This window comes from Kitasatospora fiedleri, from assembly GCF_948472415.1.
Lineage (GTDB): Bacteria > Actinomycetota > Actinomycetes > Streptomycetales > Streptomycetaceae > Kitasatospora > Kitasatospora fiedleri.
Map to the genome: position 1 here is coordinate 3,777,991 of NZ_OX419519.1, position 14,370 is coordinate 3,792,360.

A 14,370-nucleotide genomic window follows, 5' to 3' on the forward strand; every position below is an offset into this window, starting at 1 on the left:
AATACCGGGCTGCCCCACGGGGTTCCCGTCCCCACACGGCCCGCATCGGGGAGGGCCGCGATCGAGGGGGCACCAGGTGCGAGCCGTCGGATTCCGGGTCAACGGAGGCGTCGAAGTACTGGAGGAGCTGGACCTGCCCGAGCCGGTACCGGCCGCCGGCCAGGTCACCGTGCGGGTCGCCTTCGCGGGCGTCAACTTCGCCGAAGTCCAGCACTGCCGGGGCGAGTTCGGCGCACCGGACGGACCGCACGGGGTGGACGTCCCGGGCCTGGAGGTCGCCGGTACGGTCAGCGCGCTCGGCCCGGGCGTGACCGGCCTGTCCGTGGGCGAGCCGGTCGCGGCGTACCTGCCGTCCTTCGGCGGCTACGCCGAACTGGCCGTCGCGGACGCACGGTTCACCAGGTCACTGCAGACCGCCGCCGGCGAGGTCGACCCGGCCCACGCGGCGGCCCTGCCCTGCGTCTACCCCACGGCCTTCGGCATCCTCGACGACGCCGGCCGACTCCGCCCCGACGAGGACGTCCTGATCCACTCCGCCGCCGGCGGCGTCGGCTTCGCCGCCGCCCAACTGGCCCGGGCCCTGGGTGCCCGACGGGTGTTCGGCACGGTCGGCTCGGCCGAGAAGATCCCGTACGCGCTCGGCCTCGGCTACGACGACGTCTTCCTCCGCGACGACTTCACCACCCCCCTGACCCAAGCCACCGAAGGCCGGGGCGTCGACCTGGTCCTCGACCCCGTCGGCGGCCCGGTCCGCGAACAGAGCCTGACGGCACTGGCCCCCTTCGGCCGCCTGGTGGCCTACGGAGACCTCGGCCGCCACGAGAGCTGGACCACCTCCGTCCGAGACCTCTGGAAGTCCAACCGCACCATCGCCGGCTTCAACATCGGCGACCTGGCCCGCCGCTCCCCCCACCGAATCGGCGACCTCCTCACCGAAGCCCTCCACCTCCTCGCCACCGGCCGGATCGACCCCGGCATCACGGAGACCTTCCCCCTGGCAGAAGCCGCCAAGGCCCACCGCCGCCTGGAAACCGGCACCGGAAAGGGCAAACTGCTCCTCGCACTGCACTGACCCCCCCGGGTCGCCGACCCGGGGCCTCCTGCCGAAGCGGGCAACCAGACGAGCCATCCGGCGGTGGCAACCGCCCGCCCCCAGCCCCGGCGGGGTTCTGGGCTCCGCTCCCGCTCTCGGACCTGCCGTGTGCGCGGCTGGGCTACCGCCGACGCCGGACGAGGACCGGCGAGCGGGACCGGAAGATCGCCGACGCCGACGACACGGACGCCGAGACCACCCGGCAGCCCGGCAGAGCCACCGCCGTCCTCGGAGCAGGAAAACGAAGAAGCCCCAGGTCGTTGACCTGGGGCTCTCTGCTGGAGCGGGTGGCGAAAATCGAACTCGCGCTCTAAGCTTGAGAATCAGTGAGCCTTTTCAGCGTTGAAGCTCAAGGGTGAGGACGGCCTTGGCTGCTGACGTCAGCCAGTTCGGGCTGCATCGTGCGTGCTGGAAGATTCGCCAGCGTTTGACTGTGGCTACGCCGCGCTCGACTGGGTGGCGGAGCCGGGCGTGAGCCCGGTTCAACGACCGCTGTGCGGGGCTGAGGTCCTTGCGGGCGGGGCGTCTGGCCGGTATGGCGAAGGTGCCGCCGGCGCCGGTGTACGCCATGTCGGCCAGCGCCGGGATGCGGAGTCGGACGCAGGTCTTCACGATGCGGTGGGTGCGGGCGGCGGTGAGGTCGTGGGTGCGGCCGGGCAGGGCGCGGGAGATCCACACGAGCTTGCCTGTCGGGCCGGTGATGACCTGGTGGTTCACGCCGTGCCGGCGGTGCTTGCCGGAGTAGTTGGCGCGGCCGTCGCCGACGCGGTCGCACTCGGCAAGGGTTCCGTCGACCAGGACGTACTCCGCACCGGCGTCGCGCAGGGCCCGGGTCAGACCGGGCGCCTTCCGGGCCAGCAGGTCGGTGACCTGGTGGACATAGGCGTGGGCGGTGCCGACGCTGATCCGAAAGCCGGCCGCAATCTGCGCAAGTGTGTCGTGCTTGCGCAGGTAGACCAGTGCGATCAGGGCGCGTTGGGAGGGACGGAGTTTGCAGCGGCGGTCACCCTCGCGGGTGACGATGAGCATGGTGACCCACTCGACGAGGGCGTGCGGCAGGTCCAGTGCGGCAGGATAGGTGACCAACGAGGCTTCCTGGCTGGTTGCTTGAGACGTGAGACATCTCGATCAACCGCCTGGGAGCCTCGTTCGTTCTGCTCTCGTTCCCACCGCTGGACCGTCACCCGATCGGCTGCCGCCCTGAAAAGGCTCAGTGGCCCTCAGCGCCGAATCGGCCCTGTGATCTGCGAAAACGAATCCGAACGACCCTGCTGATGCGGCCTGCCCTGACCGCCGTTTACCGGGCCTGACCGCCTGATCTGGTGCGCACCTGGTGCGCTCTGGAACCCGTCAGTGCCAACCCGTCGGGTGGTCAGGAGCAGTCGGCATCCGAGGCATCCCGCTCTGTAGTTCAGCTGCATCCCTGGCTCTGTCTGAGGGCGGCCCGACTTTGAGGTCGGGACCTAGCCGGCAGTCAGGCTCTGCTATCAAGAGTGACACCAGCCTGTCATCTCGGCCGCCCCCAGACGGCCGCAAGTGCCGCGGGCCGAAAGCCAGGCCGGCCCCGCCGGGACACCCTCGACTAGCCGTTCCGTCATGGTGACCACTGCACCCGCGCTAACCGTTTCGAACACCTGACCAGAAAAGCATTGCGGCTGAGCCCGGATTTTCAGCCAGTCATTGAACGAGAAGCTAGCGGGGAAATCCTCGCGTCACCCCGTCCACGGCCAGAATGAACTCCCGACATGCGATGGCACAATCTCTAATGCAATTCCGATAGCAAATTATCTTATTTCCGTTAAATGAATAGCCTTGACTCGATAGCCCTTGAAGCATTTTCTTGACTTCTTGAGAGTTTCTGAGCTGCTTCTCGGTAAATTCGCCGCGCCCATGCGCTGAGGCGTTTCTCAGCGTGATCAAATGCTGGAATGAAAGCCATTCACCTATGGCCCTCAGATCAATCCCGAGGCAGTCCCGCGAGAAGGCAAGGGCATTGGGCCACGTTGAGTCCATATTAGATTTATTTTTTTCGAAAAGGCTTTTGAGCATGGCGCTCCCAGTAGCCTGGACATGCGCCTCGGAAATATCTCGTATTCTACCGAACGTAAAATACTCACATTCGGCAACAATCCGAGATAGGTATGAAAGGGCTTGAGTGCTCGTGGCTGCATCGAGACTATCGCGACTAGTTACTCGCAGATTGCCCTGAATGTCTCGCTCATCAATCGAAACTGCAACAGATTCCCAATCGCCACAGATATTCATTACGGCTCTACAGGCGCTCTCGGCCTCGATAGAGAGACCTACTGGATACATCTCACCCCCCAGTTGCCTGCAAGGATATCGATCTTCGATGTGCGGGCGAACCTTGCCCTATGGGAGTCAGAAATTCCGTCTACGCCAGCAAGCGCGGCAGCAACATAGGGCGCCCCCAGGGACCGAGTGTTCTCATCCGCGGCGGTCCATTGCTCCTTCGAGAGGATCCGATGCCGAGCACACGTCCAGAGAGTGACGCTCCGGACAAACTCCGACCTATCGGAAAGCAAGCCTGTCAAAAACCCAGAAAGAGCAGCGGAGCTTGCGTCCGATGATTTTAGTTCCAGGCTAGGAGCCTGCAGCATCCAGGCGATCCATAGCTGTTGCCACCGATTGGTTGGAGCAGACCTTATTATTTCAGCCGCGGTTTCTCTTACTCCCACTGGATTGCGCACGGCGACGGAATTCATGTATCGACAGACTGACGGGGTGAGCTGCGGCTCTCGGATCAAAACGTCAGAGACATAGGGGAGTCCAGCTTCCTCCTGGAAAAACTCCAGGATATCAACCGACTTGCGAACTAGCTTATGCCTCTCACGAAGCCCGCTATGCTCAAGAATTGCGTCACCCTCCTCCGAAGCATAGTCAGCCAACAACTGAATCGCTGCACCCACGTAAACTTCATCTTCGCCCGGAATATTCAGTTCGTCGTCATCATCATTATCGTCAGAGTAGGGATCCCATGCCGTAAGATTCTCAATCACCGCTGAGCGCGCCGCATTCTCCTCCGCCAATGGCTCATTAAGGAGTTCTGCATATCTCCCCAACGACAGGACGTGAGTCTTCCAGTCGTTTAGGGACAAGCCGAGATTGCGTGATTCCTCATGCATGGCATCGAGGGCCTGTATGCATTCGAGGTGAGATCCGGCGCCAATTCTGAAGTCATCTGCATATCGCCATACTTGAAATCCCCTGCGCACCATGCTGCGATGCAAGTTGTCAACCAGAAGTTCACCAAGTCGCTTACTTGGCTCACTCATCTGGGGGATTCCAACTCCCCTGCCAAATAGAGAGCGCCAGAACCCCGAAAGAACCTGAGATACCTCTCTGCGCCCACTGCGGCTTACTATCTCCCGGGTAATTAGCTCGTGATCGATCGAGGAAAAATAGTTCGCAATATCCACTTTCACTACGAATTCTACTTTTTCTGCATGGATGGGCCCTTCTTCGAAAGAGGTGAAATCCTCTCCACTTCGCTTGTAACTTGGAAGATCATTCACAAGAAGGTCCACGATAGACCGGTAGTAAACCCTCTCCCGGATAGGCATGATGTGAATCGGGCGGCGCCCATGGCGCCACTTGCTGGCCGTAATTAGATCCGCATATGGATCTTCTAGGCCAGCCTGCGTCACACCCTTCAAATAATCCGCATATTCCGCCCCATCATCACATGGGAAAGACTCATCAATCAGCTGCCTTGGAGCCAGGTCAGGCTGCCAACCTCGTTCTTGCGCTAGAGCCGCAGCGAAATCCAGCTCTCGCATCAAAGACTCGGAAGGATTAACCACAAATGCCCCCTGATGTGGGATCTTGGCGAGCTGGACATAGCTTGCGTAGTATAAGAGCGCAAGCTGATCGGCGTCTCACATTTGACTGCGGCCGGGCCCGGTTGGCCTCGCAAACGGAGGATCCTCATCGACGGCTAAGCCAGGCCGCTGAACTTAGCCACTCTCCTCGGGAGAGCGGCGGGTGCGCCCGACCTGCTGCCTGCTAGTCCCAGATGTGCCACGAATCAACCCGGGGGGCCGTCAATCCTGCGGCTCTCCGCTCGATCAGGCACCGCTGGAGGAGACGGACTCTGCCGCCCGCGGCAGCATCCGGCCTGAGCGGGGTGGTTCCCTCCTCGATCGGGCAGCTTCGCCGCACCCGGGTTCTCCAGGGGCCGCCAAGGCTCACGTCCGTGACGCTTGCGCTTGGCCTTGGCGGCCCCTGGAGGTTCCGGGTACGCCCTTGGGTGACCGGTCGAGGAGGGGGCCGTCCCGCGTCCCACACCGATCACCACGACGAAGGTGCACCTTCGATCCCGCCGGCTTCCCCCCCTCCGAGAGAGGGCCCAAGGTTTGGGGCGGAGCCCCAAGGGCTTCACGGCACGATCGCTACAGCCGCGCGCCCGGCGGAGCCGGGCCGGAGCGGGGCGAAGACAGGAGCCTCAGCCCGGCGGTGAGCCGGGGCGCGCGCGGCGAGCGGTAGCGAGCCACCTTGAACCCGTAGAGAAGGTTTTTACTCACTCACCCTCTGGCGTCAGCTCGCTCCGCGAGACTGCGAAGCTCCGGCGTCGCCGACCGGCCCGCAACGAGCAGCAGCTCCTGAACGGTGGCACGAGCCGTAACGTGGGTGTGGATCAGGTCCGGTGACAGCTCCTCAGCCTGGAGCAAGGCACTCAGCGCTTCGCCAAGCTGCCGGCGCTGCGTGTAGGCCCGCCCAAGGTCCAGCAGGAGCCTCGCCTGCCGCTCAGCCGAAAGCCCGGACGCGTCGATCCTCGTGCCGACATCGATGGCCTCGCCGGCGTCCCCGAGGTCGACCGCAATGGAAACGGTCTGGATCTCGACGTTGGTCGGCCCGAACTCCAGGTTGAAGTCGTTGCGGTCCTCACCGAGCTTGCGGGCCATCTTCCGGGCATGGTCAAGCTCCTGGCGAGCACGTGCACGGTCCCCCGAACGCGCACTGGTCAACGCCAGCACAAGGTGAAGCGAGCCTGCGACGGACAGAGCTTCAGGGCCGGCGTCGCTGGTCCGGAGATACCGCTGCAGCGCATGGAGCGCGGTCGTGGCCGCATGGTCGGCCTGGTCGTAGTGCTTCAACCGTACGAACGCTTGGGCCAGGCGGAAGACACCGGCGAACACATCCAAGGGCTGTCCGGACTCTTCCGCCGCCCGGATGGAACGGTCCGCCGCGATCCAGGCGGCATCGCCCTCGTCCTGGCGGACGAAGGCTGCCGAGAGCGCTTGGTAGGTCCGGCTGAGCTGCCCCCAGAGTTGCGGGCGCTGGTCGACCGGGGCCGTGCGGGCAGCACGCTCGATACGTGAAAGCAGCGCGCCCAGGCTCCTGCTCAGTTCGGTGAACTGGTTGTTGTGGGTCAGCTCCCACACCCGATCGACGGCGGCCCGAAGCTCCTCGACGGTGACCGGCGCTTCAGCGGGGTCAACCACCAACAGCACCTCGGGGACCGGGTGACCCGAGATCAGAAGGCGCGCCCCGGCCCGCCTCTGCGGCACCTGCTCCGGCTTCGCCAGCGTCGCCATCGCCACCGGCCTGCGCCTGCCCGACGGCTCCCGCGACACCGCCCCGGTCACCTGCCCCACCTGCGAGGGCACCGGCACAGTCTCGACCCCGGTTCGGCGCGCCCTCACCACCGCCCGGCACTGACAGCCGTGGGCGCCCGCTTCGACTGGTCCGACAAGAAGCACTGGTCCCCACGCGCCGAACCCTGCGGCATCTGCGAGAAGCCGACCAACCTCCGCTCCGACCGCGGCAAGCCCGCGCACAAGGTTTGCGCGGAGAGCTGGACCGACCAGCACAGCAAGCCCGTTCCGCAGTCCTGACCCGCTCCGCCCCGGGACCGTGACCGCACCGGCCCCGGGGCCCCTCGCAGGAGGTGAACCCGATGCTCCACCAACTCCCCGACCGCCCCGCCAACGGCCTGCGCGTCCTCGACCTCTTCTGCTGCCAGGGAGGCGCCGGCATGGGCTACCACCTCGCCGGCTTCGACGTCACCGGTATCGACCTCGCCCCGCAGCCCCGCTACCCCCTGGCCTTCCGCCAGGCCGATGCCCTCGCCTACCTCGCCGAGCACGGAACGGAGTTCGACCTGATCCACGCCTCCCCGCCCTGCCAGCGCTACACCAACGCCCAGAAGATCCGGGGCAACGAGCACCCCGACCTCATGCAGCCCCTGCGGGACCTGCTCACTGCCACCGGCAGGCCGTACGTCATCGAGAACGTCCCCGGCTCACCGCTGCTCGCCCCGGTCGAACTCTGCGGCTCGATGTTCGGCCTCCGGACCTACCGCCACCGCCTCTTCGAGACCTCGTTCCCGGTCGCTGCGCTGCACCACCCCCGCCACCTCGCCCCCAACGCCAAGATGGGCCGCCCCGTCCGCGACGGCGAGTTCATGCACATCGTCGGCAACTTCTCGAACGTCCCCCTCGCCCGCGAAGTGATGGCCATGCCGTGGGCGAGCCGTGACAGCCTCCGCGAAGCCATCCCGCCCGTCTACACCGCCCACATCGCCGCCCAGTACCTCGCAGGCACCCGGACGGCGGTGGCCGCTTGACCGCCCTCACGCCCCCGCCTGTTGCCGATCTGACCGTCTTGGCCTCCCTCGGCACCATGCCCGCCCTGATGCGGCAGCTCGCCGGGCTCGGTGGCTGCGGACGGCCCATCCGCCTCGAGGGCCACCGCACCGAGGTCCACACCGGTACCGGCGAGATCCTGCACCACCTCGACTCGGCCGCCCTGGCCGCCAGCCACCTGCTCGTGCGCTGCAACAACCGCCGCACCACCCGCTGCCCCGCCTGCGCCGAGACCTACCGGCGCGACACCTACCATCTGATCACCGCTGGACTGACCGGCGGCAAGGGCACTCCCACCACGGTCACCGCGCACCCCCGGGTCTTCGCCACCTTCACCGCCCCCGGCTTCGGCCCCGTCCATAACCGCCCCGCCACCGGACGCTGCCGCTGCGGCACCCAGCACCCAGCACCCAGCACCCGGACAGCACAGCCGAGTTGGGCACGCCCCTCGACCCGGACACCTACGACTACCGGGCGGCCGTGCTCTGGAACGCCCACGCCGGAAAGATCTGGGCCCGGTTCTCGATCTACCTGCGCCGGGAAGTCGCCAAGCGTGCCGGCCTGACGCAGCGTGAGTTCCGCAAGCACGCCCGGATCTCCTTCGCCAAGGTCGCCGAGTACCAAAAGCGCGGAGCCGTCCACTTCCACGCCGTCATCCGGCTCGACGGCCCCGAAGGCGGCAACACCCCGCCCCCCGCCTGGGCCACCCCCGATCTCCTCGCCGACTCCATCCAGGCCGCCGCCGCCGTGGTCCCCGGCCCCGTCCTCGACGGCACCGCCTACACCTTCGCTTTCGGCAAGCAACTCGACATCCGCACCATCAAGTCAGCCGACTTCGCCACCGGCACCGCGCTTACCGAACGCGCCGTCGCCGCCTACATCGCCAAGTACGCGACCAAGGGAGCCGAGAGCGCCACCGGCACCCTCAACCGCCCCGTCAAGCTGCTCTCCGAACTCGCCCACCTGGACATCTCCGAGCACGCACGCCGACTCATCCGCACCTGCTGGACCCTCGGCGGACGGCCCGAGCTTGAAGGCCTTCGACTCCGGGCCTGGGCTCACATGCTCGGCTTCCGGGGCCGCTACTCCACCACCCTCGGTGCCCTCCGAGAAGCCCGCGCCGCATGGCGCCGCGCCCAAGCTGCCGCCACCGAACCGCCCATCCCCACCGACACCGACGACCCGACGGCCGAGCCGACCACCCTCGTCCTCGCTCACTGGACCTTCGCCGGCGTCGGACTCACCCCCGGCGAACGCTGGCTCGCCGAAGCCCTCACCCCCGCCCCCGGAACCGAAGGAGAACCCACCCATGCCTGACCAGCTCCTCACCCTGGGGGAGGTGGCCAAGCTGCTCGGGACCTGGGAGACCAGCGGCGAGCGCTTCCCCCGCCGTCTCGTTGCTGAGCGCCGCATCCTCTTCGTCAAGGTCGGCCGCCTCGTCCGTATCCCCGAATCCGCCGTCACCGCCTACATCGCCTCGCGCACGATCCAGCCGATCACCGCGCGCCGCACCGGCCAGAGGCGGGCCGCCTGATGGCCAACAAGAAGGGATACAAGCGGAGCTTCGGCTCGGTTCGCCAGTACCGAGCCGGTCGGTGGACCGCGTCTTACCTGGCACCTGACGGGCTGGAGCAGCGCTCTCCGAAGACCTTCGAGACGAAGAAGGAGGCCGAGACCTGGCTCTCCCAAGTGGAAGCCGACCTGACCCGGGGCGACTGGCGCGACCCGAACGCGGGCAAGGTGGCATTCGAGGAGTACGCGCTCCAGTGGGTCGAGGAACGTGGTCTGGCTGCGACCACGACGGGCCTCTACCAGTAACTTCTGAAGAAGCACATCCTCCCGACCTTCGGGGCCTGGGACCTGGACGAGATCACACCCCCGCGTGTGCGCACCTGGCGGTCCGAACGGCTTGCTGCGACGGGCCCCACCGTGGTGGCCAAGTCGTACCGCCTGGTCAAGGCCATCCTGAAGACTGCGGTCGATGACGAGTTGATCCGGCGGAACCCGTGCCGGATCAAGGGCGCGGGCAAGGAGTCCGCGCCCGAGCGGCCCACCGCGACGATCGAGCAGGTGGACGCCGTGGCTGACGCCATGGGCCGCGCTGGCGTCTGATGGTCTACATCGCCGCCTACGGCCCGGCCCGCCCCGAGGAGTTGGCCGAGATTCGCCGGCACGACGTGGACCTTGAGACGGTCGGCATCCGGGTGCGCCAGGCCGCCCCCGAGCTGACCAACGGCAAGCGCGTCCTCGGAGACACCAAGTCCGACGCGGGCCGGCGGTTCATCGTGCTCCCCGGCTTTCTCCGCATCGAGCTGGAGCGGCACCTGAACTGGTACGCCGAGAAGGAGCCGGACGGGCTGCTGTTCGTTGGCGAGCGGGGTGCCCCGTTCCGGCGCTCGACCTTCGGGCGGAAGTGGCGGGCTGCCCGAGCGAAGGTGGGTCTTCCGTCGGATTTCCGGTTCTACGATCTGCGCCACACGGGGCACACGCTCGCTACCCGCTCCGGGGCAACGCTGAAGGACACCATGGTCCGCGCCGGCCAGTCCTCCGAGCGCGCCGCACTGATGTACCAGCACTCGGACCTCGACCGGCAGAAGGAGATCGCAGACGCCTTGGACGCGCGTGTCCGGGCCCGTCGAGAGGCAGCTCGGGAGGCATCTAGTGCGGATCTGGTGCAGGACTCCTGAATAGGTCTAGACAATGAAGAAGCCCCAGGTCAGTGACCTAGGGCTTTACTACTGGAGCGGGTGACGAGAATCGAACTCGCGCTCTAAGCTTGGGAATCTCGCTGCTCGTCCAAGCCGATAGGTGGTCTTACCTGCAGCTATGGTCTCGCTGGCCCTCGCCGTGGCACCGTGGCTGGGCATCGCTGATGACCGCCATTCACCGCTTCTCCCCGCCCGTTGAGGCACGGTTGGGGCACAGCGGCAGGTGCCGAGACTGCCGCTCGCGGCCAGCCGGGACAGCTGCCGGCCCACTGGAAAACTCTCACAGCCGCTCGGCTCGCCGCGTCGGAGCAACGGCCCAAAGTGCCGGTTGTCACAGGCTGGAGATAGAACGGCATCAGGTCTCCCGCCGCCACCAACGATGCCTCAGTCCATTCACTGCACGGGGGGTTGGCTACGCGGCGTGTCCGACTAGACTCAGTCCCCAATCTGTCGCCGAGGTCCGGGCAGGGCCTGTGGAGAGGGGACCAAGATCCTCACGCTCACCTCCGACGGTCGGCTTCCAGCTGGGCGTCACCCCGCCACTCTCACCGAGATCGAGGACCTGTTCGTCACTCGCGCCCCTCACAGCGAAACGCGCAAGCGGATCTTCGATGCCTTCGCTCTGTACTTCACGCTGGTGCAGGACCTCATCGGGCGCGGGACACTGTGGGTGAACGGAGGCTTCTGCACCCACAAGGAGGAACCGCCCAAAGACATCGACCTTGTGATCATCGCCAATCCCGAAGACATCCAGCACTTCGGACAGGCCGAGGAAGAGCGACTCGTTCAACTGCTGACCCTGCAGGGAGTGAACGTGGGCATGCCGCAAGCCTTCAGCCCTCGCGTTCAGCCCATGGGGGGACTGATTGATGCCTTCTTCATCCTGTCGGAGGATTTTGACGCGGTGAAGATGTGGGACACTCTCTGGTCGAGCGTTAAGGGCGCCGACGGAAATATCATCGAAGGGGCCACGAAGGGATATTTGGAGGTGTCGTGGTGAAAGGCGATCTCCGCAGCATGCATGCTCGGGCAGTGCAGGCAATCCAGGACGACTCCCCCTTGGCGAATATTCGCCGCGCATCCCTCCTTGCGGCCTCATACAGGTTTTCTGAGATTTCTTCTGCCGAAGCCGATACAAGCTCCGTTGTATGCCTTTACCTGGCCGACGAGAACTCTCCCAGTCATGCCGTATCCGCAAACGATGCCTCGAATTACCTCAGGAGGCTGCAGCGCGCGGTAGCGCGGCTCGCTAAGGCCAGGCGGGGCCGGCGGGCGGATGTCTCTCGACTGTTTCCCGCAGACCTCGCCTTGGCTCGGCTGAATGTCGCGGCCGCGACCCTTGGGTCCCTCAACATCGAGCTCACGCCAGACAAGCCTGACGTTGAAGACAACCAGCTCCCGACACCGGGTCCTTCCTGGGCCGAGATTGGCATCGCCGAGCTGATCCACGCTCTCCCTGACCCTGACGAGAGCGAAGCCGCCATCGACTCCCTAATCGGGGCATCCCCTGTTGTTAAGCGGGCGGTTTCCGATTTGGTTGATGGCCTAAATGGCGCCGACATCACCCTCGGAATTTCCCTTCGCAAGGGCGGAAAAATCTCTGCCAGCTCGCGAATCACATCCGAGCAGGCGCGAGAAATTAAGCGCCGCCTGGATCAAGCCCGAGAGGATCGCTATATTGTTCGAATTCTCGGACGGCTGGACGGCCTACGCACTCGGCGCCAGCTCTTCTATTTCGAGACGCGAGCGGGAAGCGAAATTCACGGATTCGTCGAAGAGTCGCTAATTAATGCGGTTAAGCAGAACATCGACAAAGAAGTTGAGATCACCGTTGAAGTGACAATTCAGCTGACTCAATCAGGGAAAGCAAGTCAGCGCCACTACCGTCTTGTCGCAATCGGCGGCGTGGAAGCCGAGCTCCCCGGCTTGGGTCCCGAGCAGTAGATGTGTGGCGGCTGCCCAGCGCTGCGGGTGGTGGAGCGGTTTTGGCCGGTGTCCTGCCTGGTCTGGGTCCGAGCATGATCGGGGGGCCGTAAGCTGTTGCGACTCGGTCAGGGCTCTTTGGGCCTGACCGCAATCTGGCCGAGTGGCCCCCCGGTCTTGCTCGGTGCGGGGCCCGGTCCTGGCAGGTGGGTAAAACCGTGGAACCGCCCGCCCCCAGCCACGGCGGGGTTGGGGGCCTCTGCCCTCGCTCTCGGACTTGCCGCGTGCGCGGCTGGGCCGCCGCCGGAGCGGGGCGAAGACAGGAGCGTCGGCGAGCGGCCAGGCCGCGCGCTGGCGCGCCGTGCGCGCCTTGATGAAGTAGCGAAACTCGATGAAGTAGCGAAACTCGTAACAGCTCTACTACCTCTGCCTTTTGATCTACTCCCCGCCGGGCTCGGGCTGGCCGTAGACGGCTGTGGCGTCGTCGTGGCGCTTGCCCCGGAAAGTGCCCGGCTCGGTGGCCAACTCGGCGTCGCGGATGGCTTGGACGGCCTGTTCGGGGCCCTGCTTGGCGAGCGTGTCCAACAGCCGCTCCCAGGTCCAGCCGTAACGCTCCACGAGCCGCGAGACGCCGTCGGTGACCATGCCGAAGCTCTCGACGTCCGCCAGGGGGAAGCTCGCCGTGACGGCGCGGTCCGCGGCTTCCGGCTTGGTGCTGGCGACCCAGAAGCCTTCGTCCGTGTTGCGCAGGACGCTTAGGGAGTCGCGGTCGTAGGCGGGCAGGTGCGACGTCCGGTCGTCGAACACGGCCGTCACCTCGCCGCCGTGGGTGCGGACCACGATCGGGGAGTCCGCGAGGGTGAAGCAGTCCAACCGCCCGTTGTGCTCGCGCACGATGGCGACCGTGCTGGACGGGCTGTTCGGGTTGGTGAGGTCGCACTCCGCGTGTAGGCCCCTGGTCCGGACGATCCCTTCGCGCAGTACCTCGGTGAGGTCGAGCCCCGGGTTCTCGATCAGTACGCAGGCGAGTTGGCCGCCGAGACGACCCACCAACCACGACACGCTGTGCTCGCACCCGGACGGAAGACCGCTGGCCGTGGCGCCGTCCAGGACGATGACGAACCGCTCGGCGGCAAGGATGAAGTCCTCGTTGGCCTGCACGTCTGGACTCGGCTGGCAGGTGTAGCTGATCTGCACGGTGCTCCTACTCGGGGGCGGGGAACTCGTAGGCGAAGACGTGGCGGTCCGCTGCCATCACGGACTTGAAGACCTCGACGGGGGTCTCCTCAGCAAAGGCGATCCGGTGCAGTTCGGCAACGGGCGTGCCGGGGACGAGACGCAGGGCGGCGCTCTCTTCGGGCGTCGGCATCCGGGCCTCTATCTCCTCGCGGAACTTGGTGAGCCGGTACCCCTTCTCCTCCAGCCGCTTGTAGCTGCCGCCGGGGCCGGTGTTCTCCTCGCGGATGGCCGTCCCCTCCACGTCGTCCAGCCGGAAGTAGCTGTCGGCGAGTTGGGTGGGGTAGTTCTCGATCCAGGTGCGCCGGCGCCGGACGAAGACCAGCGATCCGGGCTCGATGCCGAACCACTCGGCGACCCACTTCGGGGCCTGGACCTCGGCGAGCTCCAGCATCTCCTGGCGCCACTGGAGGCCGGCGGATTCCACCTCGGCCTGGAACGCTGCCTTGCCCGAGTCCCGGTGGTGGCGCGCGAAGCGGTCCGAACCGACTCGGATGATCGGCGGCTTCTCCCGGACGAAGACGCCCTTGCCGCGGACTCCGACAACGAGTCCTTCCGCCTTGAGAAGGGCCACCGCCTGGCGGGCGGTCTGGGGAGCGATCCCGAACTCGGCCACGATCTCGCGCTCGGACGGCAGCGCTGCACCAGGGGCCAGTTCACCACCGGTGATCCGGTCGCGCAGGGAGTCCGCGATCTGCCGCGAGGGCGAGCGAGGGTCAGTGGGATTGATGCTCATGACGTCAGAGTAGCGCAGTTCCCTAGTGAGGTATTGACCCTGAGCGGACAGAGGTCTAACTTCTAA

Annotated in this window: 11 protein-coding genes and 2 pseudogenes; 8 read left to right on the top strand and 5 right to left on the bottom strand. The window is 65.9% G+C overall.

Annotated elements, in window-relative coordinates; translation table 11 throughout:
* The first annotated feature begins 76 nt into the window (after positions 1-76).
* Positions 77-1,072: a quinone oxidoreductase family protein gene (locus tag QMQ26_RS17495; protein WP_282206301.1), complete on the top strand. Its 996-nt coding sequence runs from the start codon at positions 77-79 to the stop codon at positions 1,070-1,072.
* Positions 1,073-1,429: 357 nt separating this feature from the next.
* On the opposite strand, the gene QMQ26_RS17500 is transcribed toward QMQ26_RS17495, so the two are convergent.
* From QMQ26_RS17500 to QMQ26_RS17510, 3 genes are all read right to left on the bottom strand, one after another.
* Complete coding sequence (locus tag QMQ26_RS17500; RefSeq protein WP_282206302.1) at positions 1,430-2,179, bottom strand: transposase family protein; 750 nt, start codon at positions 2,177-2,179, stop codon at positions 1,430-1,432.
* Between the two features lie 1,217 nt (positions 2,180-3,396).
* A complete protein-coding gene (locus tag QMQ26_RS17505; protein WP_404814139.1) occupies positions 3,397-4,677 on the bottom strand; it encodes an RNA-directed DNA polymerase in 1,281 nt (426 codons plus the stop codon).
* A 960-nt stretch (positions 4,678-5,637) separates the two neighbouring features.
* Positions 5,638-6,723, bottom strand: a complete 1,086-nt coding sequence (locus QMQ26_RS17510; protein WP_318552249.1) for a tetratricopeptide repeat protein — start codon at positions 6,721-6,723, stop codon at positions 5,638-5,640.
* A 57-nt stretch (positions 6,724-6,780) separates the two neighbouring features.
* On the opposite strand from QMQ26_RS17510, the gene QMQ26_RS17520 reads away from it, so the two are divergent.
* From QMQ26_RS17520 to QMQ26_RS17550, 7 genes and pseudogenes are all read left to right on the top strand, one after another.
* Positions 6,781-6,951 carry a hypothetical protein gene (locus QMQ26_RS17520; protein ID WP_318552250.1) on the top strand — a complete coding sequence of 57 codons (171 nt, stop codon included), beginning with the start codon at positions 6,781-6,783 and terminating at the stop codon, positions 6,949-6,951.
* Positions 6,952-7,013: 62 nt separating this feature from the next.
* Positions 7,014-7,682 (top strand): DNA cytosine methyltransferase, encoded by a 669-nt coding sequence (locus QMQ26_RS17525; RefSeq protein ID WP_282206551.1) that lies wholly within the window; start codon positions 7,014-7,016, stop codon positions 7,680-7,682.
* 56 nt (positions 7,683-7,738) lie between these two features.
* A pseudogene (locus tag QMQ26_RS17530) lies at positions 7,739-9,018 on the top strand (replication initiator).
* Entirely contained in the window at positions 9,011-9,235 is a 225-nt protein-coding gene (locus QMQ26_RS17535; protein WP_282206305.1) for an excisionase family DNA-binding protein, read from the top strand. The pseudogene QMQ26_RS17530 and the gene QMQ26_RS17535 overlap by 8 nt, the downstream one beginning before the upstream one ends.
* Positions 9,235-10,388 (top strand): annotated as a pseudogene (locus QMQ26_RS17540) (tyrosine-type recombinase/integrase). The gene QMQ26_RS17535 and the pseudogene QMQ26_RS17540 overlap by 1 nt, the downstream one beginning before the upstream one ends.
* A gap of 574 nt (positions 10,389-10,962) precedes the next feature.
* Entirely contained in the window at positions 10,963-11,409 is a 447-nt protein-coding gene (locus tag QMQ26_RS17545) for a DUF6932 family protein (protein ID WP_404814184.1), read from the top strand.
* A complete protein-coding gene (locus QMQ26_RS17550) occupies positions 11,406-12,353 on the top strand; it encodes a hypothetical protein (protein WP_282206307.1) in 948 nt (315 codons plus the stop codon). Before QMQ26_RS17545 ends, QMQ26_RS17550 begins: the two co-directional genes overlap by 4 nt.
* Positions 12,354-12,770: 417 nt before the next feature.
* Here the strand turns inward: QMQ26_RS17550 and QMQ26_RS17555 are convergent, their stop codons facing one another.
* Positions 12,771-13,529 (bottom strand): protein phosphatase 2C domain-containing protein, encoded by a 759-nt coding sequence (locus QMQ26_RS17555; protein ID WP_282206308.1) that lies wholly within the window; start codon positions 13,527-13,529, stop codon positions 12,771-12,773.
* Between the two features lie 7 nt (positions 13,530-13,536).
* Positions 13,537-14,304: a GntR family transcriptional regulator gene (locus QMQ26_RS17560; RefSeq protein WP_282206309.1), complete on the bottom strand. Its 768-nt coding sequence runs from the start codon at positions 14,302-14,304 to the stop codon at positions 13,537-13,539.
* Positions 14,305-14,370: the final 66 nt, after the last annotated feature.